We start from the raw sequence: 26,309 nt of genomic DNA, 5'->3' as shown, positions 1-26,309 counted from the left end.
GGCGCCGGGATCCGCGGCGCCGCCGGGAGCGGGGCCGAAGCGCGCGCCGGGGCCGCCGAACCCCGGTGCGGAGCCCGCGCCGCCGCGCCCCGGGCCCGGCCCGGCCTCCGGCCCCGAGCCGGTCATCGAGCCGGTCATCGAGACCCGGGGGCTGACCAAGCGCTACCGCGGCGGGCAGCTCGCGGTGGACGGCCTCGACCTCGTCGTGCCGCGCGGCAGCGTGTTCGGCTTCCTCGGCCCCAACGGGTCGGGCAAGACGACGACGATCCGGATGCTCATGGGGCTGATCGAGCCCACCTCGGGGGAGGCCCGGGTGCTCGGCGAGCCGATGCCCCGGGCCGGCGGCCGGGTGCTGCCCCGGGTGGGGGCCCTCATCGAGGGCCCGGCCCTCTACGGGTTCCTCTCCGGCCGCGACAACCTCGTCCGGTACGACGCCGCCGACCCCACCGCCGACCCGCGCACCCGCGCCGCCCGGGTGGCGGACGCCCTGGACCGGGTGGGCCTGGCGGGGGCGGCCGGGAAGAAGGCCCGGGCCTACTCGCTCGGCATGAAGCAGCGGCTCGGCCTGGCCGCCGCCCTGCTCCAGCCGCGCGAGCTGCTGGTCCTGGACGAGCCGACCAACGGTCTCGACCCGCAGGGCATGCGCGAGATCCGGGCCCTGGTGCGCGGGCTGGCCGCCGGCGGCACCACCGTCTTCCTCTCCTCCCACCTCCTCGACGAGATCGAGCAGGTCTGCTCGCACGCCGCGGTGATGGCGCGCGGCCGGCTGCTCACCCAGGGCACGGTCGCCGACCTGGCCTCGTCCACCCGCGGCCGGCTGGCCGTCACCACCCCCGACACGGCGGACGCGGTCCGCGTCCTCAAGGAGCACGGCGTGAACGATCTGGCGGTCGCCGACGACCGCGTCACCGGCGAACTGCCCACCGGCACCCCGCCGCCCGACCTCGCGGACCTCAACGCCGCCCTGGTCCGGGCGGACGTCCGGGTGCGCTCCTTCGGCACCGAACGGGTCTCGCTGGAGGACGCGTTCGTCGCGCTCACCGGGGAGGGCTTCGATGTCGCGGGCTGAGCCCGGAGCGGCCCCCGCGCCCGTCCCCGCGTCCGCCGTCCGCCCGCCGCGCGCGGTGTGGCGGCTGTCGCTGTTCCGCAACGAGATCACCACCGTCTTCCGGCGCTGGCGCACGCTGGCGCTGCTCGGGGTGCTCGCGGCCGTGCCGGTGCTGGTCGGCATCGCGGTCAAGATCGAGACGAGCGACGGGGACGGCTCGTTCGGCGGCGGGAGCGGCGGCGAGGGCCCGGCGTTCATCAGCCAGGTCACCAACAACGGCCTCTTCCTCGTCTTCGCCTCGCTCGCCGCGACGCTCCCGTTCTTCCTGCCCATGGCGATCGGGGTGATCGCCGGGGACTCGATCGCCGGCGAGGCGGGCAGCGGCACCTTGCGCTACCTGCTGGTCGCCCCGGCCGGCCGCACCCGGCTGCTGCTCGCGAAGTTCACCACCACGGTCGTCTTCTGCCTCGCCGCCACCCTCGTCGTCGCCTGCTCGGCCCTGCTGGTGGGCGCGCTCCTGTTCCCGCTGGGCGACGTCACGCTGATCAGCGGGACGACGGTGTCCTTCGGCGACGGGCTGCTGCGCGGCGTGGCCATCGCCGGGGTGGTGGCGGCGTCGCTGATCGGCGTCGCGGCGCTGGGCCTGTTCGTCTCCACCCTCACCGGCAGCGGCATCGCGGCGATGGCGACGACGGTGGGGCTGCTGATCACCGTGCAGATCCTGGACCAGTTCCCGCAGCTCCACGCGGTCCAGCCGTACCTGTTCCCGCACTACTGGCTGAGCTTCTCCGACCTCCTCCGGGACCCGGTGTACTGGGACCAGATCGGACGGAACCTGGGCCTCCAGGCGCTGTACGCGGCGGTGTTCGGGTCGGCGGCGTGGGCCCGTTTCACGTCGAAGGACGTGACGGCATGACGGCATGACGGCATGACGACGCGGGGCGGGCCGCTGTCCGCCCCGCCCCGCGCCGCTCGGGCTCAGAAGGTGAGCTTCCAGCTGTTGACGGTGCCGGTGTCCTGGGCGGCGACGTCCTGGACGCGCAGCTTCCAGGTGCCGTTGGCCGTCTCGGACGAGGCGTCGACCGTATAGGTGGCGACGACGTCGGAGGCCGAGTCGTTGGCGCTGGACCCCTTCAGCCGGTACGTGCGCCCGCTCGGGCCGACGAGGTCCACGGTGAGGTCGCCGCGGTAGGTGTGCGTGATGTCCACGGAGACCTTGAGCGCGGCCGGGGCGTTGCCGGTGAGGCCGCTGACGGTGATCGGGGACTCGACGGCCGGGCCGTTGTCGGGAATGGCGACGGGCGTCTTGCTCTCGAAGCTGGTGCCGGTGGGCGGGTTGGTGGACCCGCCGCCGCTGAGCTTCCAGACGGCGCCCGCGATGGCGGTGCTGTTGGTGCCGAGCGCCTTGTCGTCGATGTTCGCGATGGTGTCGCAGGAGCGGTGGTAGCAGCTGTCGAACGCCTTGCCGGCCGTCCCGCCCCAGTTGCGGGCCTGCTCGGCGGTTTTGGTGTAGTCCGCACCGCTGAACAGACCGCCCACGCGGATGCCCGCCTGCTGGAACGGCGCGTGGTCCGAACGCCCGTCGCCCTCGGTGTCGACCTCGGTGGCGATCTGCCGGGCCGCGAACCAGTCCTCGAAGAGGCTCTTCAGCGAGGCGTCGTATCCATAGACGAAGTAGCCGGGGTTGGGCGACCCGATCATGTCGAAGTTCAGATACGCGTCGATCTTCGACCGCTCGGTGGACGGCAGTTGGTTGACGTAGTACGAGGAGCCGCGCATCCCCAGCTCCTCCGCGCCCCACCAGCCGAACCGCAGGTGCTTGTCCGGCTTGTAGCCGGACTTGGCCACGGTGAGCGCCACTTCGAGGACGCCCGCGGACCCGGATCCGTTGTCGTTGATCCCCGGCCCGGCATTGACCGAGTCGAGGTGCGCCCCGGCGAACACGACGTGGTCCGCGTCCCCGCCCGGCCAGTCGGCGACCAGGTTGTAGCCGGTCGCGCCGCTGGTGGTGAACTGCTGCACGGTCGTCTTGTAACCGGCCGCGTCCAGCTTCGACTTGACGTAGTCGAGCGACGCTTTGTACCCGGCGCGGCCGTGGGCCCGGTTGCCGCCGTTGGTGTTGGCTATCGACTGGAGCTGATTGAGGTGCGCCTTGACATTGGCGGCGGGTATCTCGGGCGCGTCGGCGGCCCGTACCGCCGTGGTCGCCGCCGCGGCCGGTGCCGCGGTGGCCGGCGACGCGCCGATGAGCGTCGCCGCCGCGACCGCGGCGCACGCCAGCAGCGTGGCGGACCGGTGGCGTCTTCGGGGGCTGGTGGGCAGGGTGGGACCTTGGACATCAAGCATGGGGGGCTCCCGTCCTTTTGACGTGCCCATGATGTTCAAGGGGTTTTCGGAGATCCGTCAAGGGCGGAATTCGGACAGGGAGGTTCGCTATCCGGATATCGGGCGGGGCGGCCCCGCGTGCGCGGGGACCACAGGGCGTTCACGCCCCGCCGCGCCCCGTCGTTGCGTCCCGCTCGCCCACGCCGCCCGTCGCCGCCTCCACGGCGGCCTCCGGCCGCGGAAGATCCGCCGGGGTCGCGGCGTCCGCCGCCGCCCGGTCGCGGGCCGCGGCCAGTTCCACCCGGGTCGCCCGCGCCGAGCGCAGCGCGTCCCAGGTCAGGACGGCCAGCGCCAGCCACACCAGGGCGAAGCCCGCCCACCGCTCCGGCGGCATGGACTCGTGGAAGACCGCGAGGCCGAGGGCGAACTGGAAGATCGGGGCCAGGTACTGGAGCATCCCGAGGACCGACAGCGGCAGGCGGACCGCCGCCATGCCGAAGGAGACCAGGGGGAGGGCGGTGATCGCGCCCGAAGCCAGCAGGAGCAGCAAGTGCCCCGCGCCCTCGCTCGCGAACGTGCTCTTGCCGTCCGCGCCGAGGAAGAGCAGGAAGCCCAGCGCGGGCAGGAACTGGACGGCCGTCTCGGCGGCCATCGACTCCAGTCCGCCCAGCCCCACCTGCTTCTTGAAGAGGCTGTAGGTGCCGAACGAGGCCGAGATGCCCAGCGCGATCCACGGCAGCTTGCCGTAGCCCACCGCCAGCACGATCACCGCCGCCGCGCCGACGCCGACGGCCGCCCACTGCGCGGGCCGCAGCCGTTCGCGCAGGACGACGACGCCGAGGGCGATGACGACGAGCGGGTTGATGAAGTAGCCGAGCGACGTCTCGACCACATGGCCCGCGTTGACGGCCCAGATGTAGATGCCCCAGTTCACCGAGATCGTCGCGGCGCTCAGCGCGATCATCCCGAGCCGCTTCGGCTGCCGCAGCAGCGGGGGTATCCAGGCCCAGCGCCGCGTGAGGGCGAGCGCGGCCACCACCGTCACCAGGGACCACACCATCCGGTGCGCCAGGATCTCGAACGCCCCGGCCGGCTCCAGGAGCGGCCAGTACAGGGGGAACAGCCCCCAGATCGCGTAGGCGGCGAGACCGCACAGGAACCCCGTGCGCGTCTCGTTCTGCTGCGTGTCCGGCTTCACGGATCCCTCCCGGCGGTGCGACGACGACCTCGCGAAGGTAACGCCGTCCGGGGGTGCCTGTCATGTCCGTACCGAATGACGGTCATGACGCCGGACGGTTACGGACCGGGTGACTCCGCCCCCAGCGTCCCCCGCAGCCGTTCCACCGCCCGCGAGACGTCGAACGGCAGGACCGTGACGGCCACGTTCGGCAGCTGGGCCAGCGCCCGTGCCATCTGCTCGCCCGTGCCCCGGTGCGCCAGCCGCCCCAGCGGCGTCGAGTACGTCCGCCGGGGGACGAGCAGGGTCAGCGCGGTCGAACCGTCCGCCGTGGTCCGGGCGGCGAGTTCGAGGACGGCGCGCCGCAGCCGCCGGTCCGGGCAGTCGATCAGTTCCAGCGGGACGTTCGTGCCGGGCGTCGCCTCCCACCGTTCGGCCAGCCGCCGCGCCCGGGCCTCGTCGATGACGAAGTGCAGGGCGCGGACCTCGTCCGGCCGCAGCTCGTGCGCGTACCGCAGGGCCTTGACGGCGGCCAGGTCGAGGCTGTCCACCAGGACGAACACCAGGTGCCGCCGCCAGTGCGGCCGGCCGGTGGTGAAGGCGGGGACGTTCTCCAGCACCGCCGCCTCCGTCCGGTAGTGGCGGTTGATGCGGATCAGCGCCCAGACCCCGAGCGGGAACACGACGACCACCAGCCACGCGCCCTCCGTGAACTTGGTGATCGCGAAGATCAGCACCACCAGCGCGGAGACGACGGCGGCGGCCAGGTTCACCGCGACCTTCGCCCGCCGGCCCGGCCCGGACGAGCGCAGGTGGTGCGCGGTCATCCCGGCGGCGGCCATGGTGAAGCCGGTGAAGACGCCGATCGCGTACAGCGCGACCAGCTTGTCGACATTGCCGCCGGCGAGGAGCAGCAGCCCGAGCGAGACGACGGTGAGGCAGATGATGCCGTTGGAGAAGGCGAGGCGGTGCCCGCGCCGGGTGAGCTGGCGGGGCAGGAAGCGGTCCTCCGCGACGAAGCTGGCGAGGAAGGGGAAGCCGGTGAACGGCGTGTTGGCGCCGGTGTAGAGGATCAGCGCGGTGGCGAGCAGCACGAACACCAGACCCGCCGTCCCCGCCCGCCCGTCGCCGAAGACCAGGTGCGCCTCCTGGGCGAGGACGGTCGGGTTGCCGTCCTCGTACGGGATCGCGTGTGTGAAGTGGGCCAGCGCCGAGACGCCGAACACCATGATCCCCAGGATCACGCTCATCACGGTGAGCGTGCGGCGCGCGTTGCGGCCCTGCGGGTGCCGGAAGGCGGACACGCCGTTGGAGATCGCCTCCAGACCGGTGAGCGACGAACCGCCGTTCGCGAACGCGCGCAGCACGATGAACAGCGACGCGCCGTACAGCCAGCCGTGCCCGCCCGTGCCCAGCGGGACGGCACCGGGCGCGGCCGTGTCGGCGTGCGGCAGCCCGCCGCCGACCAGCCCCCGGACCAGCCCGACGGTCAGCAGCAGCGCCACCGCCGCCATGAAGAGATAGGCCGGCAGTGCGAACGCCCGGCCCGCCTCACGGATCCCGCGCAGATTCCCGTACATCAGCAGCACCACGACGCCGATGGTGAGCGGCAGTTTGAGATGGTCGATGCCGTGGTAGCCGTGGCCGATCAGGTGGGCGAGCGAGATCAGCGCGTCCGTGCCGGCGGCGGTCTGCACGGCGACCGTGACCGTGTAGTCCACCAGCAGCGCCACGGCCGCGACCTGCGCGACGCGCGGCCCCAGGTTCTCCCGGGCGACGACGTACGAGCCGCCGGCCCGGGTGTAGACGGACACCACGTCGCGGTAGGCCAGCGTCACCAGCAGCAGGACCAGCAGGATCGCCCCGGTCACCGGCAGCACCAGCGTGAACGCGGCGACCCCGGCGACGGGGACGAGGATGCGGAGCATCTCCTCCGTGCCGTACGCGGTGGAGGAGACGCAGTCGGAGGCGAGGACGCCCAGTGCCAGGGGGTTGGACAGCTTCTCCTGGGCGAGCCGCTCGGTCACCAGTGGGGGGCCCAGGAAGGCGCGCTTCACGCGGTAGCGGAGGCGGTCGGGGGGGAGGGGGACGTCGGCATCGGCCATGCCCCTATGACAGCGGGCCGCCGTAGGGGCGGGCGGGCCCGACGCGGCGGGGGCACTCGTTTGGTGGTGCCCCGGTCCCGCCCTTTCACCTCGAACGCCGGGCGGGCTGAATACCCGTCCGGCGTTTGAGGACCTCACGGCGAAGCCGCGATGCGGGGTCCGGGGCGCAGCCCTGGAAGAAACGGTGAAAGGGCGGGTTTGGGGACCCCTTACCCGACCACCGTCCACGTGTCGCCCCCCGCGAGCAGCCCCGCGAGGTCCCCCTTGCCCCGCTGCTCCACAGCCGTCTCCAACTGATCGGCCATCAACGTGTCGTACACCGGCCGCTCCACACTCCGCAGCACCCCGATCGGGGTGTGGTGCAGCGTGTCCGGGTCGGCGAGCCGCGACAGTGCGAACGCCGTCGTCGGGGAGGCGGAGTGCGCGTCGTGCACCAGCACCTGCGCCTCGTTCTCCGGCGTGACCTCGACGACCGCGAGGTCACCGGTCGCCGGGTCCCGGACGACGCCCTTGGACAGGTCCGCGCCGAAGCGGATCGGCTGCCCGTGCTCGAGGCGGATCACCGCCTCCTGCGCCTGTTCCTTGTCCTTCAGAGCCTCGAAGGCGTTGTCGTTGAAGATGTTGCAGTTCTGGTAGATCTCGACCAGCGCCGTGCCGGGGTGGTCGGCGGCCTGGCGCAGGACCTCGGTCAGGTGCTTGCGGTCGGAGTCGATGGTGCGGGCGACGAAGGACGCCTCGGCGCCGATCGCCAGGGACACCGGGTTGAAGGGCGCGTCGAGGGAGCCCATCGGCGTCGACTTGGTGATCTTGCCGACCTCGGAGGTCGGGCTGTACTGGCCCTTGGTCAGCCCGTAGATCCGGTTGTTGAACAGCAGGATCTTGAGGTTGACGTTGCGGCGCAGCGCGTGGATGAGGTGGTTGCCGCCGATGGACAGCGCGTCGCCGTCACCGGTGACCACCCACACCGACAAATCGCGGCGGGAGGTGGCGAGTCCCGTGGCGATGGCCGGGGCGCGGCCGTGGATGGAGTGCATCCCGTAGGTGTTCATGTAGTACGGGAAGCGGGAGGAGCAGCCGATGCCGGAGACGAAGACGATGTTCTCCCGCGCCACCCCCAGTTCGGGCATGAACCCCTGCACGGCGGCGAGGATGGCGTAGTCGCCGCAGCCCGGGCACCAGCGCACCTCCTGGTCGGACTTGAAGTCCTTCATGGACTGCTTGGCTTCCGCCTTGGGCACCAGTTTGAGCGCCTCAGACATCGATGGCCTCCTTGAGCACGGTGGCGAGCTGCTCGGCCTTGAACGGCATGCCGCTGACCTGAGTATGCGAGCGCACGTCCACCAGGTACTTGGCACGCAGCAGCGTGGCGAGCTGGCCGAGGTTCATCTCCGGCACCACGACCGTCTCGTAGCGCCCCAGGACCTCGCCCAGGTTGCGCGGGAAGGGGTTGAGGTGACGCAGGTGCGCCTGGGCCACCTGTCCGCCGGCGGCGCGTACCCGGCGCACGGCCGCGGTGATCGGACCGTAGGTCGAACCCCAGCCCAGGACCAGCGTCCTCGCCTGGCCCGCGGGATCGTCCACCTCGATGTCGGGAACCGCGATCCCGTCGATCTTCGCCTGCCGGGTGCGGACCATGAAGTCGTGGTTGGCCGGGTCGTAGGAGATGTTGCCCGTGCCGTCCTGCTTCTCGATCCCGCCGATGCGGTGCTCCAGCCCCGGCGTCCCCGGTACCGCCCAGGGGCGGGCCAGCGTCTCGGGGTCGCGCTTGTACGGCCAGAAGATCTCCGTGCCGTCCGCCAGCTCGTGGTTGGGCGTGGTCGCGAACTGCACCCGCAGGTCCGGCAGTTCGTCCTGCTCCGGGATCCGCCACGGCTCCGAGCCGTTGGCCAGGTACCCGTCGGAGAGCAGGAACACCGGAGTCCGGTACGTCAGCGCGATGCGCGCCGCGTCCAGGGCCGCGTCGAAGCAGTCCGCCGGCGTCTTCGGCGCCACCACCGGCACCGGCGCCTCACCGTTGCGCCCGTACATCGCCTGCAACAGGTCGGCCTGCTCGGTCTTGGTCGGCAGACCGGTCGAGGGGCCACCGCGCTGGATGTCCACGATCAGCAGCGGCAGTTCGAGCGAGACCGCCAGCCCGATCGTCTCCGACTTCAGCGCCACGCCCGGCCCCGACGTCGTCGTCACCGCCAGCGACCCGCCGAACGCCGCGCCCAGCGCCGCGCCGATGCCGGCGATCTCATCCTCGGCCTGGAAGGTGCGCACCCCGAAGTTCTTGTGCTTGGACAGCTCGTGCAGGATGTCCGAGGCCGGGGTGATCGGGTACGAGCCCAGGTACAGCGGCAGATCCGCCTGGCGGGAGGCGGCGATCAGCCCGTACGACAGCGCCAGGTTCCCGGAGATGTTGCGGTAGGTACCGGCCGGGAAGGCGGAGGCGGCCGGGGCGACCTCGTAGGAGACGGCGAAGTCCTCCGTCGTCTCGCCGAAGTTCCACCCCGCCCGGAACGCCGCCACGTTCGCCTCGGCGATCTGCGGCTTCTTCGCGAACTTCTTCCGCAGGAACGTCTCGGTGTTCTCCGTCGGCCGGTGGTACATCCACGACAACAGCCCCAGCGCGAACATGTTCTTGCTGCGCTCGGCCTCCTTGCGGGAAAGTCCGAACTCCTTGAGCGCCTCGATCGTCAGCGTCGTCAGCGGGACGGGGTGGACGTTGTAGGCGTCCAGCGAGCCGTCCTCCAGCGGGCTGGTGGCGTAGCCGACCTTGGCCATGGGGCGTTTGGTGAACTCGTCGGTGTTGACGATGATCTCCGCGCCGCGCGGGACGTCCGCGATGTTGGCCTTGAGGGCGGCGGGGTTCATGGCGACCAGGACGTTCGGGGCGTCACCGGGGGTGAGGATGTCGTGGTCGGCGAAGTGCAGCTGGAAGGACGAGACGCCCGGCAGGGTGCCGGCGGGGGCGCGGATCTCGGCGGGGAAGTTCGGCAGGGTGGACAGGTCATTGCCGAACGAGGCCGTCTCGGACGTGAAACGGTCACCCGTGAGCTGCATACCGTCACCGGAGTCACCCGCGAACCGGATGATCACCCGGTCCAGGCGGCGGACCTCCTTGCCGCCCGAGCCCGCTTCCGGCGCGGAGGCGCGCTGTCCGGTGAGGTGCGACGGCTCGTCCCCGTCCCCGGGCGGGGAGAAGCCTGGCTGCTGTTCGGCTGGTTCGGCCTGTTCGGCCGGGCTGCTGACCTGGCTGGTCACTGCTTCGGACCTCCCTCGTGACGGCGGTCCCGCACACGAGGTGCCGACCGGCGTTCCCATCGCCATCGTACGTGGGCGGGGCATGGCCATCCGGGACGGATCACGGGATGGGAAGGCCCCGCAGCACCCCCATCCTGGCATGCCCGCTTCCGGCCATCCTCGATCCCGCCGGTGCTCCGGCGCACGCCCTCCGTCCCGAGGACCAGGACCGGAGGAGGAGGCCGGGCGTCCGATCGCGATCCCGGCTGGGCTGACGGGGTGTCAGGTGAGCGGAAGCGGAATCGCCGGGCGGGTGTTCAAGCGCGTCCCGCCGGACGCTCCGGTCCGCCCGGGGCCTGGGGACGGCGCGTTCCCGGGAGGCCCGGGGGCGCGGCCCCCGGAACCGGCGGGCCCCCGCGACCGCCGCGCCCCTCACGACCGCAGATAGGTGAGCACCGCGAGCACCCGCCGGTGATCCCCGTCACTGGGCGACAACCCAAGTTTCATGAAGATGTTGCTGACGTGCTTCTCCACGGCTCCGTCGCTCACCACGAGCTGCCGGGCGATGGCGCCGTTCGTCCGGCCCTCCGCCATCAGCCCCAGCACCTCCCGCTCGCGCGGGGTGAGTCCGGCCAGGACGTCCTGTTTGCGGCTGCGGCCCAGGAGCTGCGCGACGACCTCGGGGTCCAGCGCGGTGCCGCCGCGGGCCACCCGGACCACGGCGTCCACGAACTCCCGCACCTCGGCCACCCGGTCCTTGAGCAGGTAGCCGACCCCGCGGCTGCTGCCGGCGAGCAGTTCGGTCGCGTACTGCTCCTCGACATACTGCGAAAGGACCAGGACACCCAGGTCCGGGTGGTCCCGGCGGAGCTGGACGGAGGCGCGGACACCCTCGTCCGTGTGGGTCGGGGGCATCCGGACGTCCGCCACCACCACGTCCGGCAGCGCCCCCTCGTCGGCCAGCACCCGCACCGCCTTCAGCAGCGCCTCGGCGTCCCCCACCCCCGCCACGACCTCGTGGCCGCGGTCGGTGAGCAGCCGGGTCAGGCCCTCCCTGAGCAGCACCGAGTCCTCGGCGATGACCACCCGCACCCTGTCCGCGGCGTTCTCGACCACGCGTCCGGCCCCCTGTTTCCGGCGGACGCTCCGGCCCGCGCTACGACTGCGACGCCCCACAGCATCGACGCCTCACAGCATCGCAGCAAAACGGGCCCGGCATCGCAGTGAAACGGCCACGGGCATCGCAGGGGAATCGGCCCCGGGCATCGCAGGGGAAACGCTTCGGCATCGTGGCGAACGGCCCCGGGACGGACGTTCCGGGGCCGTAAGGGGGCCGGGCGGCGTCAGCGGTCGCGCCAGGGCAGCTCCGCGGTGACGGTGGTGGGGCCGCCGGCGGGGGAGTCGACCACCAGCAGGCCGTCGACCGAGCCGAGCCGCTCGGCGAGCCCGGCCAGCCCGCTGCCCTCGGCGGTGGACGCGCCGCCCCGCCCGTCGTCCCACACCTGGAGCATCACGCGGTTGCCCGAGCGCCACACCTCCACCCGCGCGCTCCGGGCCCGGCTGTGCTTGCTGACGTTCTGGAGGAGTTCCGAGACGGTGAAGTAGGCGATGCCCTCGATGGCGGGGGCCGGGCGGCTGTCGAGGTCGACGTGGACGGCGACGGGGACGGTGCAGCGGCCGGCGACGGAGGAGAGGGCGGCGTCGAGGCCGCGGTCGGTGAGGACGGCGGGGTGGATGCCGCGGGCGAGGTCGCGTAGCTCCTGGAGGGCGATCTTCACCTCTCCGTGCGCCTCGTCGACCATTTTCGCGGCGGCCTCCGGGTCCTCCAGCAGCTTCTCCTTGGCCATGCCGAGGTCCATGGCGAGGGCGACGAGGCGGGCCTGGGCGCCGTCGTGCAGGTCGCGCTCGATGCGCCGCAGGTCGGCGGCGGCCGTGTCGACCACGACGCCGCGGTCCTGCTCCAGCCGGGCGACCCGGACGGCCAGCTTCGACGGGCCGAGCAGGGACTTCACCAGCATCCGGTCCATGGTGGCCATGCCGTGGAGCAGCCACGGCGTGGCCAGGACGATCACCAGGCCGACGGCGGAGGCGGAGGCGACCTCGAAGGGGTTGTCGAGGTAGACCTCGTGGTCGCGGTCGCTGAAGACCTGCATGCCCGGCTGTCCCCACCACGTCGGGTACATCCACTGGTAGGCCGGGTAGAGGAACAGGCTCCAGCCCAGGCACTGGAGGATCAGCGACGCCGTGAACGTGCAGACGGCCCACGGCATCTGCACCACCGCGTAGACCAGGTGCCGCCAGGACGCACCGCTCTTGAGCAGCGCCCACACCCAGCCCATGAAGCCGCCGTTCCGGTTCTCCGCCTGGACGGGGAGCGGCCCCTCGACGTCCGCGTCCAGCAGCAGCCGGGTCCGGGTCCGCTCCACCGCGCCCAGCACCCGGGCCCCGGCGAGGCCGAGGGCCAGCACGGGCAGGCCGATGAAGGTGACCATGAGGCCGAGGCCCATCGAGACGGTGGCGACGGCCCAGGTGAACCCGGCGATCGAGATCGGCAGGCTCAGCTGGAGGTAGAGGAACGCGCGCCAGGTGCGCCCCGACAGGGGGGCCCGCAGCGCGAGCGGCAGCCGGTGGTGCCGTTCCGCCGGGGCGGTCGGGTAACCGTGGTCTCCGTAGTCGATGGCCATCTCCAGGGTTCCTCTGTCCTCTGCGTCCGTCGCGTCCGCCGGAAGTGCGGGATGACTCCAGGTTCTCCCGTAGGGGGAGGGCCGGACCATGCGGTGGGTGGGTGTCCTCGGGGTGGGGTTGTCCCTACCCCTTCAGGGGACTTGGGGTCTTCCGGACCCCTCACGGTCGTGCGGGTCTTCCGGATGCCCCAGGGGCGTGCGGGTCTTCCGGGACCGGGACGGACGGGACCGGGACGGACGGGCCCGGGAACGGAGGAACGTCCCCCGCCGTCAGCCCCGGGAGCGCCACGGCAGTTCGGCCGTGACCACCGTCGGGCCACCGACGGGCGAGTCCACCTCGAACAGGCCGTCGACCGAGCCGAGCCGCTCGGCGAGCCCGGCCAGTCCGCTGCCGCCGGTGGTGGACGCGCCGCCCTGCCCGTCGTCCCGCACCTGGAGCAGCAGCCGGTCGTCCCTCCGCCACACCTCGACCTCGGCGGTCCGGGCCCGGCTGTGCTTGCTGACGTTCTGGAGGAGTTCCGAGACGGTGAAGTAGGCGATGCCCTCGATGGCGGGGGCCGGGCGGCTGTCGAGGTCGACGTGGACGGCGACGGGGACGGTGCAGCGGCCGGCGACGGAGGAGAGGGCGGCGTCGAGGCCGCGGTCGGTGAGGACGGCGGGGTGGATGCCGCGGGCGAGGTCGCGCAGCTCCTGGAGGGCGAGTTTCACCTCTCCGTGCGCCTCGTCGACCATTTTCGCGGCGGCCTCCGGGTCCTCCAGGACCTTCTCCTTCGCCAGCCCCAGCCCCATGGCGAGGGCGACGAGCCGGGCCTGGGCGCCGTCGTGCAGGTCGCGTTCGATGCGCCGCAGGTCGGCGGCGGCCGTGTCGACCACGATCCCCCGGTCCTGCTCCAGCTCCGCCACGCGCCGCTCCAGCTCGTCGGACGGGCTCAGCAGCCCCCGCGCCATCGCCCGGTCGACCGAGGCCATGGCCCGCGCGAGGTGCCCGAGCACCGGCCAGGCGACGAAGAGGGCGGCCAGGGTCACGCCGAAGGTGAGCACGCCCCAGGGCAGCCGGACCAGCGTGTACAGCGTGGTGCGCCAGGCCACCGTGTCCTTGAGCGTCCGCCAGACCCAGCCGACGGCCCCCCGGCGGGACCCGCCGCGCGGCAGCGGGCTCGGTTCGTCGACCCGGACGCCCAGCAGCGCCCGCGCCCGGCCCCGCTCCATCCGTCCCACGAACCGCACGCCCATCAGGCCCGCCGCCAGCAGCGGCAGACCCACCACGGTGACCGACAGCAGCACGCCCGCGAACAGCCATACCGCCACGTAGACGAACCCGAGCAGCGACGTCAGCAGGTTGCTCAGCAGGTACAGGACCTCCTTCCAGGTCCACGCGTCGAAGGCGAACCGGGCGGGCGGCAGCCGCTCGTCCTCCGGCCCGGCCTCGTGGGGGCCGGGGACCCGGGGCCGGGGACCGGTGTGGATCGGGGCGGGGGTGCGAGCGGTCACGGTCCAAGCCTGCCCGGAGCCCCTGGCTCCCCGCCATGGGGGCCCCGGGAACGCCCCGGTGGGGAGAACCCCACCCCCGGCCGGGCAGCGCTGCCCGGTCCCCGGCCCGTAGCGCCTAGACTCCTGTGCGTACAGATCGTCGAATGCGGACGAACAGCCGCACACAGGGAGTGAGGGGCCGGACGTGCCGGAGGCAACCGCGCGCATCGCGACGGCCGACGCCCGGCTCGCGGCGGAATCCGCCGCCTACTTCGACGGCTACGGCCTGGTCGCCCTGCTCGGCGTCCTCGGCGTGCTGTTCGTCGCCGTCGCGTTCGGCGCCGGACGGCTGCTGCGGCCCGTCGTCCCGACGCCGGAGAAGCTGCTGACGTACGAGTGCGGCGTGGACCCCGTCGGCGAGGGCTGGGCCCACACCCAGGTGCGGTACTACGTCTACGCCTTCCTGTACGTGATCTTCGCGGTGGACTCGGTCTTCCTGTTCCCCTGGGCGACGGTCTTCGCCGCGCCCGGGTACGGGGCCGCCACCCTGGTCGAGATGTTCGTCTTCCTCGGCTTCCTCGCCGTTGGCCTGTTGTACGCATGGAAGAAGGGCGTCCTGGAGTGGACGTGACACGCGCCGAGCCGGTCGGCCTGCCCGAGCCCCGCCGCCTGGGCGCGCTGGCCCGGCTGGCCCCCGAGCCCATGAAGGTGGTCCTGAACTGGGGCCGCCGCTACAGCCTCTGGGTGTTCAACTTCGGCCTCGCCTGCTGTGCGATCGAGTTCATCGCCGCGTCCATGGCCCGGCACGACTTCATCCGCCTGGGCGTCATCCCGTTCGCGCCCGGACCCCGGCAGGCCGACCTGATGATCGTCTCCGGCACGGTGACGGACAAGATGGCGCCCGCCGTGAAGCGGCTGTACGAGCAGATGCCCGAGCCGAAGTACGTCATCTCGTTCGGCGCCTGCTCCAACTGCGGCGGCCCCTACTGGGACTCGTACTCCGTGACCAAGGGCGTCGACCAGATCATCCCGGTGGACGTCTACGTCCCCGGCTGCCCGCCCCGGCCGGAGGCGCTGCTGCAGGGCATCCTCAAGCTGCAGGAGAAGATCGCGGCGGAATCGACGGCGGAGCGGTACGGCGCGTCGGCGCCGGGGGGTACGGCGCCGGTGGGTGCGGCGCCGGCCGCCGCGGTGCCGGCCGCGTCGGTCGCGGAGCTGCGCAGCGCGCCGGTGACGCCGCCGGTGGCGGGGGCTGGGGAGGGACCGGGGAGCGGCCCTGGGGCCGACACCGGAACCGGAACCGGGACCGGGACCGGGACCGGAACCGGAATCGGGACCGGAACCGAGACCCGTTCCGGGAACGGCCCTGAGGCCGCCTCCGGGAACGGCCGGGCGAACGGCTCCGGGAGCGGCCCGGCTGGCGGCTCGGCGAACGGTCCCGAGAACGCCTCCGGGAACGGCCCGGCGGACGGCTCCGGGGAGGACGGCCGATGACCGGCTGGCTGCCCGCACCCGTCACCGACCTCTTCGGCGCGGACGCCACCGCCGAGGAGGCGTACGGCCTGCTCACCGTCGACGTCCCCGCCGCGTCCTGGATCACCGCCCTCACCGCCGCCCGCGACGTGCTCGGCTGCACCTTCTTCGACTGGCTGAGCGCCGTCGACGAGCCCGGCACGGGCTTCCTCGTCTGCGCCCACCTCGTCGCCCTGCCGACCGGCGCCGACGCGTCCGTCCGCCGTCTCGTCGTCCGCACCACCGTGCCGCACGACGCGCCCGCGCTGCCGACCGCGGTCGGGGTGTACGCCGGCGCGGGCTGGCACGAGCGCGAGACGCACGAGATGTTCGGCGTCGACTTCACCGGCCACCCGAACCTGGTGCCGCTGCTGCTCCCCGAAGGCTTCGAAGGCCACCCGCTGCGCAAGGACTTCGTCCTGGCGGCGCGGGTCGTCAAGGCGTGGCCGGGCGCGAAGGAGCCGGGCGAATCCGACCATGGCGGGCCCAAGCGGCGGCAGATGCTCCCGCCCGGCGTCCCCGACCCCAACGAGTGGGGCCCGCTCAAGGGCCAGCTTCCGCCCGCCCCGGCCCGTCCGGCGCGCGCCGCCCGAGCGGCGGGCCCGGCCGCGGCGGGCGACCGCCCGGTCCGGCGCACCCGCACCGCGGGCGAGGGCTCCGCGAGCCAGGACGCGGCGGCCCCGCCGCGCCGCGCGCGCAGCGCATCGGAGGGCTCCGCGAGCCAGACCCAGACCGACGCGGCCGCTCCCCGACGGTCGCGCAGCGCGGCCGACGGTTCGGCGAGCCAGTCCGTACCGACGGCCCCGGAGGCCGCCGCTCCGGCGCCGCGCCGGACGCGCAGCGCATCGGAGGGCTCCGCGAGCCAGACCCAGGCGGACCCCGCCGTTCCGCGGCGCGACCGGAGCGCGGCGGACGGTTCGGCGAGCCAGGACGAGACCCGAACCGGCGCCGCCGGTCCCCGGCGTACGCGCAGCGCGGCCGACGGCTCGGCGAGCCAGGGCGCCGCCGGCGCGACGCCCCGGCGCACGCGGAGCGCGAGCGACGGCTCGGTGAGCCAGTCCGGTACGGATGCGGGTACGGGCCCGACCTCCGCGAACACGCCGGCGGGCGCCCCGGAGTCCACCCCGGCCACCCGCCGCCCGGCCCCGCGCTCGTCCGACGCCCCGTGGCACCACGCCCGCCCGGCCTTCGACGAGCCGTCGACCGGAACGCCGCCTCCGGCGGACCACCCCACCGCCCCCTCGACCCCACCCACGGCGAAGCCCGCAACGCCGGAAACGGCCGAGACACCGAAAACGGCCACCCCCGGGACGGTCACCCCCACCCACCAGAACGCACCGACCGCGAGCCCTGCCGCGCCCGGCGACAAGCTCGCAGCGTCGGGCGAGGAGCCTGCCGCGTCCGGCGACAAGCTCGCAGCGTCGGGCGAGAAGCGCCCCGCCCCCGGCGAGGAGCCTGCCGCGCCCGGCGAGAAGCCCGTCGCACCCGACGACGAGAAGCCCGCCGCGCCCGGCGACAAGCTCGCAGCGTCGGGCGAGGAGCCTGCCGCGTCCGGCGACAAGCTCGCAGCGTCGGGCGAGAAGCGCCCCGCGCCCGGCGAGGAGCCTGCCGCGCCCGGCGAGAAGCCCGTCGCACCCGACGACGAGAAGCCCGCCGCGCCCGGCGACAAGCTCGCAGCGTCGGGCGAGGAGCCTGCCGCGTCCGGCGACAAGCTCGCAGCGTCGGGCGAGAAGCGCCCCGCGCCCGGCGAGGAGCCTGCCGCGCCCGGCGAGAAGCCCGTCGCACCCGACGACGAGAAGCCCGCCGCGCCCGGCGACAAGCTCGCAGCGTCGGGCGAGGAGCCTGCCGCGTCCGGCGACAAGCTCGGAGCGTCAGGCGAGAAGCGCCCCGCGCCCGACGAGAAGCCTGCCGCGCCCGGCGACAAGCTCCCCGCGCCGGACGGCGACAAGCCCGCCGCCCCCGGCGGCTCCGCCGCCACGCCCCCCGCCCCCCGCGGGAAGCGACCCGCCGCCCCCGACGGCGGCGCCCCCGAGAACGACCCTGACCCCGCCGGAGGCGACCCCGCATGAGCAGCAGCGACGCCCTCGACGTGGTGCTGCGCCTCGTGGCCCTGTTCGGGGTCTTCCTGGTGTTCCCGCTGCTCGTGGGGCAGATGGAGCACAAGGTGATGGCCCATATGCAGGGCCGGCTCGGGCCGATGTACGCGGGCGGGTTCCACGGGTGGGCTCAGCTCGTCGCGGACGGCGTGAAGTTCGCGCAGAAGGAGGACATCGTCCCGGCCGAGGCCGACCGGCGGGTCTTCCAGCTCGCGCCGGCCGTCGCGCTGCTGCCCTACCTCCTCGTCCTCGTCGCGATCCCGATCGGCCCCGGCAGGGCGGTCGGCTGGTACATCGACGCGGGCGTGTTCTTCGTCCTCGCGGTGATGGGCGTGGGCGTGCTCGGCTCGCTCATGGCCGGCTGGGCGTCGGCGAACAAGTTCTCCCTCCTCGGCGGCCTGCGGACGGCCGCGCAGCTGATGGCGTACGAGCTGCCGATGCTGCTCGCCGCCGCCTCCGTGGCGATGGCCGCGGGCACGGTCTCGCTGCCCGGGATCCTGGACGCGTTCCACTGGTGGTGGGTGCCCTGGCAGATCGTCGGCGGGCTGGTGTTCTTCACCGCCGGCCTGGCCGAGCTGCAACGGCCGCCGTTCGACATGCCGGTGGCCGACTCCGAGATCATCTTCGGCGCGTACACCGAGTACACAGGCCTGCGGTTCGCGATGTTCCTGCTGTCCGAGTACGCGGGCATCGTCGTCCTCTGCGGGCTGACGACCGTGCTGTTCCTCGGCGGCTGGCACGGCCCGTTCGGGGCCGACGGGCTCGGCTGGGTGTGGACGCTGCTCAAGACGGCGGTGCTCGCGTTCGTCGTGATCTGGCTGCGGGTGAGCTACCCGCGGCTGCGCGAGGACCAGCTGCAGAAGCTCGCCTGGACCGTGCTCATCCCGCTCGCCCTCGCGCAGATCGCGCTGACCGGCGTCGTCAAGGTGGCGATCTCATGAACATCCCCGGCAGCGGCCTGGCCAAGGGCCTGGCCGTCACCCTGCGGACGCTCACCCGGCGCACGCAGACGGTCCAGTACCCCGACGCGCAGCCCGAACTCGCGCCCCGCACCCGCGGCGTGATCGGCCTGTTCGAGGAGAACTGCACGGTCTGCATGCTGTGCGCCCGCGAGTGCCCCGACTGGTGCATCTACATCGACTCCCACAAGGAGACCGTCCCCCCGGCCGCGCCGGGCGGGCGCGAGCGCAGCCGCAACGTCCTCGACCGGTTCGCGATCGACTTCGCGCTGTGCATGTACTGCGGCATCTGCATCGAGGTGTGTCCGTTCGACGCCCTCTTCTGGTCGCCGGAGTTCGAGTACGCCGAGACGGACATCCTCGACCTCACCCACGAACGCGACCGGCTCCGCGAGTGGATGTGGACCGTGCCCGAGCCGTCCGCGCTCGACCCGGCGGCGGAGGAGCCCAAGGAGGTCGCGGCGGCCCGCAAGACGGCCGAGAAGATGGCGGCGGCCCAAGCAGCACAGGCGGCCCAAGCCGCGCAGGCGGCTCAGGAAGCACAGGCAGAGCAGGAAACGAAAGAAGCGAAGGAGGACGGAGCATGAGCACCCACGGCGTCGCACTCGCCTCGGGCGCGCACGGCTTCCTCTCGCCCACCGGCGTCGAGGTCGCCTTCCTCCTCGTCGGCCTCGTCACCCTCGGCGCCGCCGTGCTGACCGTCACCACCCGGCAGCTGGTGCACGCCGCACTGTGGCTGGTCGTGACGCTCGGCGGGCTGGCCGTGGAGTACCTGCTGCTCACGGCCGAGTTCGTGGCCTGGGTGCAGGTGCTGATCTACGTCGGCTCGGTGGTCGTCCTCCTGCTGTTCGGGCTGATGCTGACCAAGGCGCCCATCGGCCGCTCGCCGGACGCCGACTCCGGCAACCGGCCCGTGGCGATCGCGGTCGCCGGTACCGCCGCCGTCGCGCTGGTCTGGGTGGTCGCGGACGCCTTCCGCCGGACCTGGATCGACGTCCGCGGACCGGTCCAGGGCTCGACCAAGGTGTCCGGCGAGATGCTCTTCCGCTATTGGGTGCTGCCCTTCGAAGCGCTCTCCGTCCTCCTGCTCGCCGCGCTCGTCGGCGCGATCGTGCTGTCCCGGCGCGGCAAGGAGAACGAGCCCGCGGAAGAGCGGCGGAAGGACGAGGTCCGCTGATGCACCTGATCTACCCCGCCGTCCTCGCCGCCCTCCTCTTCTGCACCGGCCTCTACGGCGTCCTCGCCCGGCGCAACGCCATCCTGGTGCTGATGTCCGTCGAGCTGATGCTCAACGCCGTCAACCTCAACCTCGTCGCCTTCGACGTCTGGCTGCGCGACGAGCTGCACGCCGGGCAGGCGCTCACCCTGTTCACCATCGCCATCGCCGCCGCCGAGATCGGCATCGGCCTGGCCATCGTCCTGCTCGTCCACCGCAACCGCGGCACCGCCGACCTCGACCGGCTCCGCGACCTCCGCGAGGACGACGCGGACGGAACCGCACGCGAAGACGGCACCACCGACCGCGAGCAGAAGGCCGAGGCCGCCTCGTGACGACCACGACCACCGCCGCCCTCGTCCCGCTGCTGCCCTTCCTGGGCGCCGTCGGCGGCATCCTGGCGGGCCGCCGCGCGCCCGGACTCGTCCGCCCGCTCGCCCTCCTGCCGACCGCCGTCGCCGCCGTGCTCGCCGTCGTCGTCGCCTGGCAGCAGGGCGGCGGCCGGGCCCTCGACGCGGCGACCCGGCTCACCCCGACCGGTTCCGTCCCCATCGACCTGGCCCTGCACCTGGACGGCTTCGCCGTCCTCGTCGCCGTGCTCGTCGGCGTGGTCGCCACCTGCGTCCAGCTGTACTCGACGGCCTACCTGCGCGACGACCCGCGCTACCCGTCCTACGCCGCGCTGGTCTCCCTCTTCACCTCCGCGATGCTCCTCGTCGTCTACTCGGGCGACCTGATGGTGCTGCTGGTCGGCTGGGAGGTCATGGGCATCTGCTCGTACTTCCTCGTCGGCCACTACTGGGAGACCGAGGCCGCCCGCGCCGCCTCCCTCAAGGCGTTCCTGGTCACCAAGCTCGGCGACGTCCCCTTCCTGATCGGCGTGTTCGCGCTCGCCGACGACGCCGGGACGTTCCGCATCGACGGCATCGTGCGCACGGCCGCGTCCGGCGACCTCGCCCACCCCACCCTCACGGCGCTGCTGCTGCTCGCCGGGGTGGCGGGCAAGTCCGCCCAGTTCCCGCTGCACACGTGGCTGCCCGACGCGATGGCCGGCCCCACGCCGGTGTCCGCGCTGATCCACGCCGCGACGATGGTCGCGGCCGGCGTCTACCTCGTCGCCCGGCTCCTCCCCGTCTTCGCCGCCTCCACCGCGGCCCTCGCGGTGCTCGCCGTGATGGCGGCGGTCACCATGGTCGGCTCGGCCGTCGCCGCGCTCGCGCAGGACGACATCAAGCGCGTCCTCGCCTACTCGACCGTCGGCCAGCTCGGCTACATGACCGGTGCCCTGGCCGTCGGCGACCGCGGCGCCGCCGTCTTCCACCTCGTCTCGCACGGCGCGTTCAAGGCCCTCCTCTTCCTCGGGGCGGGCGTGGTCATCCACGCCGCCGGCACCAACTCGCTGGCCGCCACGGCCCGCATGGGCGGCCTCGCCCGGCGCGTCCCCGACGCGTTCTGGACGATGACCGTCGCCCTCGTCGCGCTCGCCGCGATCCCGCCCTTCAGCGGCTTCTTCTCCAAGGAGGCCGTGCTGGGCGCCGCCGAGCACGCCGCCCGCGGCGAGGCGGACGGCATCCCGGGCGCGGTCGGCTGGACGGTGCTGGTCGCCGGCCTGCTCACCGCCGTCCTGACCGCCGCCTACGCCACCCGCCTGTGGCTGCTCGCCTTCCGCGGCAGCGGCCCCGAGGCCGCCGATCACGGCCGGCAGCCCGCCGCCATGACGGCCGTCCTGTGGGTGCTGCTCATCCCCACCGCCGCCTTCGGGCTCGCCGCCTGGAAGCTCCCCGACTGGTTCGACGGCGGCTCCCTGGCCCCCACGCTCACCACCTCCCTCCTGTCGACCGGCTGCGCGCTCGCCGGCGTGCTCGTCGTCGTCGCCGCGTGGCGGCGCACCGCGGCCCTCGCCGCCCGCGCCCCGCTCGGCGCGGTGGCCGCGGACCCGGACGAGGCCCCGGCCGTCTCCGAAGAGGAGGCCATCGCCACCCACGAGGCCGCGTACGGCAGCCCCTCCGGTGCCCAGGACCCCGCCGACCCCGGCCGGCTCCTGCTCGGCCCGCTGCACCGGCACGCCGCCGCCGGCTTCCACCTGGACGCCGTCGCGCACGCCGTCGCCGTCCGCCCGGCGCGCGGTGCCGCCCGCCTCGCCCGCTTCCTCGACCGCGAGGTCGTCGAGACCTATGTGCGCGGTGCGGCGTCCGCCCCCGGCCTGCTGGGCGCGGCCGTCCGCCGGGCCCAGACCGGCAACACCCAGACCTACCTGAGCGTCCTGTTCGCGGGCTCCGTCGTCCTGGCCGTCGCCGCCGTCCTCGTCGCCTCCGGAGCCTGATCGTGAGCCATACCGTCCTCCAGATCCTCCTCCTCGCGATCGTCGGCCTGCCCCTCGTCGGAGCCGTCGCCGCCCTCCTCCCGGCGCCGCCCGGGCTCAAGGGCCGGAGCCCCGACCAGGCGGTGCTGCGGCACGGCGTCACCGTCACAGGCGCCGTGCTCGCGCTCACCGTCGCCCTGGCCGCCGGCTTCGACCACGACCGGCCGGCCCGGATGCAGGCCACCACCGACGTGGGCTGGATCCCGGCCCTCGGCATCCGGTTCCACCTCGGCGTGGACGGCGTCTCGCTCCCCCTCCTCGTCCTGACCTCGCTCCTCACCTTCCTCTGCGCGCTGTACAGCTACCACCGCGTGCCCGACGGCCCGTCACCGAAGGGCTTCGTGGCGCTGCTGCTGCTCCTGGAGGCCGGCACCCTCGCCTCGTTCGCCGTCCTCGACCTCGTGCTGTTCTTCCTCGCGTTCGAGACGGTGCTCGTCCCGATGTACTTCCTCATCGCCCGCTGGGGTGGCGAGGGACGCGAGCGCGGCGCCTGGCGCTTCGTCCTCTACACCCTGCTCGGGTCCGTGGTCATGCTGCTCGGCCTCCTCCTCGTCGGCATCAAGGGCGGCACCTTCGACATGGTGGCACTCGCCACTGACAACGGGTCGGGTCTGAGCCATTCCACGCAGGTCATCGCGGTGTTGGCGATCGGCGCGGGGCTCGCCGTCAAGGCGCCGATGTTCCCGCTGCACAGCTGGCTGCCCGACGCGCACACGGCTGCGCCGACCGCCGGCTCGGTGCTCCTCGCGGGCGTGCTGCTGAAGATGGGCACCTACGGCCTCGTCCGCATCGTCCTCCCCATGGCCCCCGACGGCGCCCACACCCTCGCGCCGTACCTCGCCGCGTTCGCCGCCGTCGGCATCGTCTACGGCTCGCTGGTCTGCCTCGCGCTGGCCCGCCGGGGCTCCGGCGGCGACCTCAAGCGGCTGATCGCCTACAGCTCCGTCGGCCACATGGGCTTCGTCCTCCTGGGCGTTTCCACCCTCACGCCCACCGGCGTGAACGCGGCCCTCTTCGCCAACATCGCCCACGGCCTCATCACCGGCCTCCTCTTCTTCCTGGTCGGCGGCATCAAGGACCGCTACGGCACCACCGACCTCGACCGGCTCTCCGGCCCCACCGGCGCCGCGCTCTACGGCCGCGCGCCACGCCTCGGCGGCCTGCTCGCCTTCGGCGCCGTCGCCTCCCTCGGCCTCCCCGGACTGGCCGGATTCTGGGGCGAGATGCTCGCGATGTTCGCCTCCTTCCGGCCCGCCGACGGCCTCAGCCGCCCCGCGTACCTCACCTTCATGGCCCTGGCCGGCCTCGGCACCCTGCTGACCGCCGCCTACCTGCTGGTCGTCGTCCGCCGCGTCTGCATGGGCGGCAACGGCGAACAGCACACAGCGATCAAGGAAGCCGTCCCCGCCCTCGCGGACGTCCGCCCGTACGAGTTCGCCGCCTGGACGCCGCTCGTCGTCCTCACCGTCCTCGCCGGGCTCTGGCCCGCGGCCCTCCTGGGCCTCACCGACCCGGCCGTCCAGCAGCTCCTCGGAGGAGGCAAGTGATGGTTCTCCTCGCCGACTCCGCGGCCGTCTCCCTGGTCCAGTCCGTCGACTGGATCGCCGTCGCACCGCCCCTGATCGCCGCCGTGGCCGCGCTCGCCGTCCTCGTCGCCGACCTCTTCCTGCCGGCCGAGCGGAAGAACGTCCTCGGCGGCATCACCGTCGGCGGCCTGGTGCTGGCCGGGCTGGCGCTGCTCCCGCTGCGCTCCGGCACCCGCAGCACCTTCTGCCTCACCGGCGGCAGCCACACCTGCAGTTACGAGGCCGACCACTTCACGCTGATCCTCCAGTTCCTGGTGCTCGGCGGGGCGCTGCTGACCGCGCTGCTGTCCGCCACCACCGTGCGGGAACAGGAACTCCCCGCCGGCGAGTACTGGTTCCTGCTGCTCTCCTCCGCCGCCGGCGCCGCCCTGCTGCCCGCCTCCCGCGACCTCGCCACCCTCGTCGTCGCCCTGGAGGTCGCCTCGCTGCCCGCGTTCGCCCTCGTCGGCCTGCGCCGCGGCGACCGGCGCTCCTCCGAGGCGGCGCTGAAGTTCTTCCTCTCCTCGGTCACCGCCACCGCCGTCACCCTCCTCGGCGTCAGCTTCGTCTACGCGGCCACCGGCACCCTGCACCTCACCGACGTCGCCCACAGCCTCGCCGCCGTCGACCCGCGGCTCGCCGTCCTCGCCCGCACCGGCGTGGTGCTGACCCTCGTCGGCTTCGCCTTCAAGACGGCCGCCGTCCCCTTCCACTTCTGGGTGCCGGACGCGTACGCGGGCGCGCCGCTGCCCGTCGCCGGCTACCTCTCCGTCGTCGGCAAGGCCGTCGGCTTCACGGGCATCGCCCTCGTGACGGTCGTCGCGTTCCCGTCGTACTCCGACGTCTGGGGACCGGCCCTGGCCGTCCTCGCCGCCCTCACCATGACGGTCGGCAACGTCGCCGCGCTGCGCCAGCGCCCGGACCGGCGGCTCAGCGCCGTCCGGCTGCTCGCCTGGTCCTCGGTCGGCCAGGCGGGCTACCTGCTGGTGCCGCTGGCCGCCGCCGGGTACGGGAACGAGCCGGGGCGCGCGGTCGGCTCCACCGTCGCGTACGCGCTGATGTACGCGGCGGTGAACCTCGGCGCGTTCGCCGTCGCCGTCCTCGTCGGCCGCACCGCGCCCCGCCACCGCGTCGACGACTACCGCGGGCTGTACGCGCGGAGCCCGTTCGCGGCGCTCACCCTCGCGTTCTTCCTGCTCTGCCTGGCCGGTCTGCCGCCGGGCGTCATCGGGCTGTTCGCCAAGGTCACCGTCTTCTCGGCGGCGGTCGACGCGGGGCTGGGCTGGCTGGCGGCGGTCATGGCCGTCAACGTCGTCATCGCGCTGTACTACTACCTCCAGTGGACGGCCTTCCTCTTCCGGCCGGCGGGGGAGACGGCTGAGCCCGCGGAGACGGCGGTGGCGAAGGCGAGCGTGCCCCGCTCCCTCGCGGCGGCGATCGGCCTGGCCGCGGCGGCCGGCATCGTCCTGTCGGGCGCGCCGCAGCTGGTGCTGCGGTACGCGTCGGCGGCGCTGCTGTAGGGGAGGGGCGCCGCGCCGCGGCGGCGCCCGCCTCACCCGACCGGAGTACACCCCCACCCCGTGCACAAGGGAACTAGCGGCCTCCGCCTCGCGTTGACCAGTACGAAAGGTTCCACTGGTTCAAGGGTTCCCCTGCCGCACCACCTGGAGGGCGTACCGTGCACCGCCGGCACAACGGGCTCAGGACCGCCGTACTCCTCGGCGGACTGTCCGCGCTGATCATCGTCATCGGCAGCGCCTTCGGCAGGACGGGGCTGATCGTCGCCGTCCTGGTGGCGCTGGGCACCAACGCCTACGCGTACTGGAACAGCGACAAGCTCGCCCTGCGGGCGATGCGCGCCCGCCCGGTCAGCGAGTTCGAGGCGCCACAGCTCTACCGCATGGTGCGCGAGCTCTCCACCGCCGCCCGCCAGCCCATGCCCCGGCTGTACATCTCGCCCACCGAGGCCCCCAACGCCTTCGCCACCGGCCGCAATCCGCGCAACGCCGCGGTCTGCTGCACCGACGGCATCCTGCGCCTCCTCGACGAGCGCGAGCTGCGCGGCGTGATCGGCCACGAGCTCAGCCACGTCTACAACCGCGACATCCTCATCTCGTCGGTCGCGGGCGCGCTCGCCTCGGTGGTGATGTTCCTGGTGAACTTCGCCTGGCTGGTCCCCATCGGCCGGTCCGACGACGACGAGGGCCCCGGGATCATCGGCATGATCATGATCATGCTGCTGGGGCCCATCGCGGCGTCCCTGATCCAGCTCGCCGTCAGCCGCTCCCGGGAGTACGAGGCCGACGCGTCCGGCGCCCGCCTCACCGGCGACCCGCTGGCCCTGGCCTCGGCCCTCCGCAAACTGGAGGCGGGCACCGCGCGGCTCCCGCTCCCGCCGGAGCCGCGCCTGGAGACGGCGAGCCACATGATGATCGCCAACCCGTTCCGGCCGGGTGAGGGGATGTCCAAGCTCTTCTCCACCCACCCGCCGATGACCGAACGGATCAGCCGCCTGGAGCGGATGGCGGGCGGCGGCCACGGCTGAGCGGGCCTGAGGGAGGGGAG

At 73.3% G+C, this 26,309-nt stretch carries 20 protein-coding genes and 1 pseudogene; 13 read left to right on the top strand and 8 right to left on the bottom strand.

Translation table 11 applies throughout. The annotated features are described in order from the left end of the window. The first annotated feature begins 124 nt into the window (after window positions 1-124). Together J7W19_RS14235 and J7W19_RS14230 are read left to right on the top strand one after the other, a co-directional pair. On the top strand, window positions 125-1,069 hold the full coding sequence (locus tag J7W19_RS14235) for an ABC transporter ATP-binding protein (protein WP_078587842.1): 945 nt from the start codon (window positions 125-127) through the stop codon (window positions 1,067-1,069). Next, a complete protein-coding gene (locus J7W19_RS14230) occupies window positions 1,056-1,964 on the top strand; it encodes an ABC transporter permease (RefSeq protein ID WP_004941712.1) in 909 nt (302 codons plus the stop codon). The genes J7W19_RS14235 and J7W19_RS14230 overlap by 14 nt, the downstream gene beginning before the upstream one ends. Before the next feature lie 62 nt (window positions 1,965-2,026). On the opposite strand, the gene J7W19_RS14225 is transcribed toward J7W19_RS14230, so the two are convergent. The 8 genes from J7W19_RS14225 to J7W19_RS14190 all read right to left on the bottom strand — a co-directional run bounded on the left by J7W19_RS14225 (window position 2,027) and on the right by J7W19_RS14190 (window position 14,055). Beyond that, entirely contained in the window at window positions 2,027-3,394 is a 1,368-nt protein-coding gene (locus tag J7W19_RS14225; RefSeq protein ID WP_004941709.1) for a M28 family metallopeptidase, read from the bottom strand. 139 nt (window positions 3,395-3,533) lie between these two features. Further along, window positions 3,534-4,571: an EamA family transporter RarD gene (rarD, locus tag J7W19_RS14220; RefSeq protein ID WP_004941707.1), complete on the bottom strand. Its 1,038-nt coding sequence runs from the start codon at window positions 4,569-4,571 to the stop codon at window positions 3,534-3,536. A 98-nt stretch (window positions 4,572-4,669) separates the two neighbouring features. Continuing rightward, window positions 4,670-6,655, bottom strand: coding sequence for an APC family permease (locus tag J7W19_RS14215; protein WP_004941704.1), 1,986 nt, complete (start codon window positions 6,653-6,655; stop codon window positions 4,670-4,672). A gap of 209 nt (window positions 6,656-6,864) precedes the next feature. Beyond that, window positions 6,865-7,914 (bottom strand): 2-oxoacid:ferredoxin oxidoreductase subunit beta, encoded by a 1,050-nt coding sequence (locus J7W19_RS14210; protein ID WP_004941702.1) that lies wholly within the window; start codon window positions 7,912-7,914, stop codon window positions 6,865-6,867. Continuing rightward, on the bottom strand, window positions 7,907-9,901 hold the full coding sequence (locus tag J7W19_RS14205) for a 2-oxoacid:acceptor oxidoreductase subunit alpha (RefSeq protein WP_004941699.1): 1,995 nt from the start codon (window positions 9,899-9,901) through the stop codon (window positions 7,907-7,909). The genes J7W19_RS14210 and J7W19_RS14205 overlap by 8 nt, the downstream gene beginning before the upstream one ends. A gap of 411 nt (window positions 9,902-10,312) precedes the next feature. Further along, window positions 10,313-10,972: a response regulator transcription factor gene (locus J7W19_RS14200; RefSeq protein ID WP_004941698.1), complete on the bottom strand. Its 660-nt coding sequence runs from the start codon at window positions 10,970-10,972 to the stop codon at window positions 10,313-10,315. Between the two features lie 251 nt (window positions 10,973-11,223). Next, window positions 11,224-12,564 (bottom strand): sensor histidine kinase, encoded by a 1,341-nt coding sequence (locus J7W19_RS14195; RefSeq protein ID WP_004941695.1) that lies wholly within the window; start codon window positions 12,562-12,564, stop codon window positions 11,224-11,226. 270 nt (window positions 12,565-12,834) lie between these two features. Then, window positions 12,835-14,055, bottom strand: a complete 1,221-nt coding sequence (locus J7W19_RS14190) for a sensor histidine kinase (RefSeq protein WP_411848835.1) — start codon at window positions 14,053-14,055, stop codon at window positions 12,835-12,837. A gap of 184 nt (window positions 14,056-14,239) precedes the next feature. Here J7W19_RS14190 and J7W19_RS14185 point away from each other — a divergent pair, with 184 nt between their 5' ends. The 11 genes and pseudogenes from J7W19_RS14185 (at window position 14,240) to htpX (ending at window position 26,289) form a co-directional block, all read left to right on the top strand. Beyond that, window positions 14,240-14,665 (top strand): NADH-quinone oxidoreductase subunit A, encoded by a 426-nt coding sequence (locus tag J7W19_RS14185; RefSeq protein ID WP_004941686.1) that lies wholly within the window; start codon window positions 14,240-14,242, stop codon window positions 14,663-14,665. Continuing rightward, window positions 14,635-15,351, top strand: a pseudogene (locus J7W19_RS14180) (NADH-quinone oxidoreductase subunit B); the annotation flags it as partial. The gene J7W19_RS14185 and the pseudogene J7W19_RS14180, both read left to right, overlap by 31 nt. A 173-nt stretch (window positions 15,352-15,524) precedes the next feature. Beyond that, on the top strand, window positions 15,525-17,615 hold the full coding sequence (locus tag J7W19_RS33665) for an NADH-quinone oxidoreductase subunit C (RefSeq protein WP_325176061.1): 2,091 nt from the start codon (window positions 15,525-15,527) through the stop codon (window positions 17,613-17,615). Then, window positions 17,612-18,583: a complex I subunit 1/NuoH family protein gene (locus J7W19_RS14170; protein WP_004941679.1), complete on the top strand. Its 972-nt coding sequence runs from the start codon at window positions 17,612-17,614 to the stop codon at window positions 18,581-18,583. Before J7W19_RS33665 ends, J7W19_RS14170 begins: the two co-directional genes overlap by 4 nt. Then, window positions 18,580-19,188 (top strand): NuoI/complex I 23 kDa subunit family protein, encoded by a 609-nt coding sequence (locus J7W19_RS14165; protein WP_004941676.1) that lies wholly within the window; start codon window positions 18,580-18,582, stop codon window positions 19,186-19,188. Before J7W19_RS14170 ends, J7W19_RS14165 begins: the two co-directional genes overlap by 4 nt. Then, window positions 19,185-19,778, top strand: a complete 594-nt coding sequence (locus J7W19_RS14160) for an NADH-quinone oxidoreductase subunit J family protein (protein WP_004941673.1) — start codon at window positions 19,185-19,187, stop codon at window positions 19,776-19,778. Before J7W19_RS14165 ends, J7W19_RS14160 begins: the two co-directional genes overlap by 4 nt. Continuing rightward, window positions 19,778-20,152: an NADH-quinone oxidoreductase subunit NuoK gene (gene nuoK / locus J7W19_RS14155; protein WP_004941670.1), complete on the top strand. Its 375-nt coding sequence runs from the start codon at window positions 19,778-19,780 to the stop codon at window positions 20,150-20,152. Before J7W19_RS14160 ends, nuoK begins: the two co-directional genes overlap by 1 nt. Beyond that, window positions 20,149-22,140, top strand: a complete 1,992-nt coding sequence (locus tag J7W19_RS14150; protein ID WP_004941668.1) for an NADH-quinone oxidoreductase subunit 5 family protein — start codon at window positions 20,149-20,151, stop codon at window positions 22,138-22,140. Before nuoK ends, J7W19_RS14150 begins: the two co-directional genes overlap by 4 nt. 2 nt (window positions 22,141-22,142) lie before the next feature. After that, window positions 22,143-23,726, top strand: coding sequence for a complex I subunit 4 family protein (locus tag J7W19_RS14145; protein ID WP_004941665.1), 1,584 nt, complete (start codon window positions 22,143-22,145; stop codon window positions 23,724-23,726). Beyond that, window positions 23,726-25,264: an NADH-quinone oxidoreductase subunit N gene (locus J7W19_RS14140; protein ID WP_004941662.1), complete on the top strand. Its 1,539-nt coding sequence runs from the start codon at window positions 23,726-23,728 to the stop codon at window positions 25,262-25,264. Before J7W19_RS14145 ends, J7W19_RS14140 begins: the two co-directional genes overlap by 1 nt. Before the next feature lie 158 nt (window positions 25,265-25,422). Continuing rightward, window positions 25,423-26,289 (top strand): zinc metalloprotease HtpX, encoded by an 867-nt coding sequence (gene htpX / locus J7W19_RS14135; protein ID WP_004941656.1) that lies wholly within the window; start codon window positions 25,423-25,425, stop codon window positions 26,287-26,289. Window positions 26,290-26,309: the final 20 nt, after the last annotated feature.

This window comes from Streptomyces mobaraensis NBRC 13819 = DSM 40847, from assembly GCF_017916255.1.
Taxonomy (GTDB): Bacteria; Actinomycetota; Actinomycetes; order Streptomycetales; family Streptomycetaceae; genus Streptomyces; species Streptomyces mobaraensis.
The sequence above is the reverse complement of the archived record's forward strand: the minus strand, read 5'-3'. Positions and strand labels throughout refer to the sequence as shown.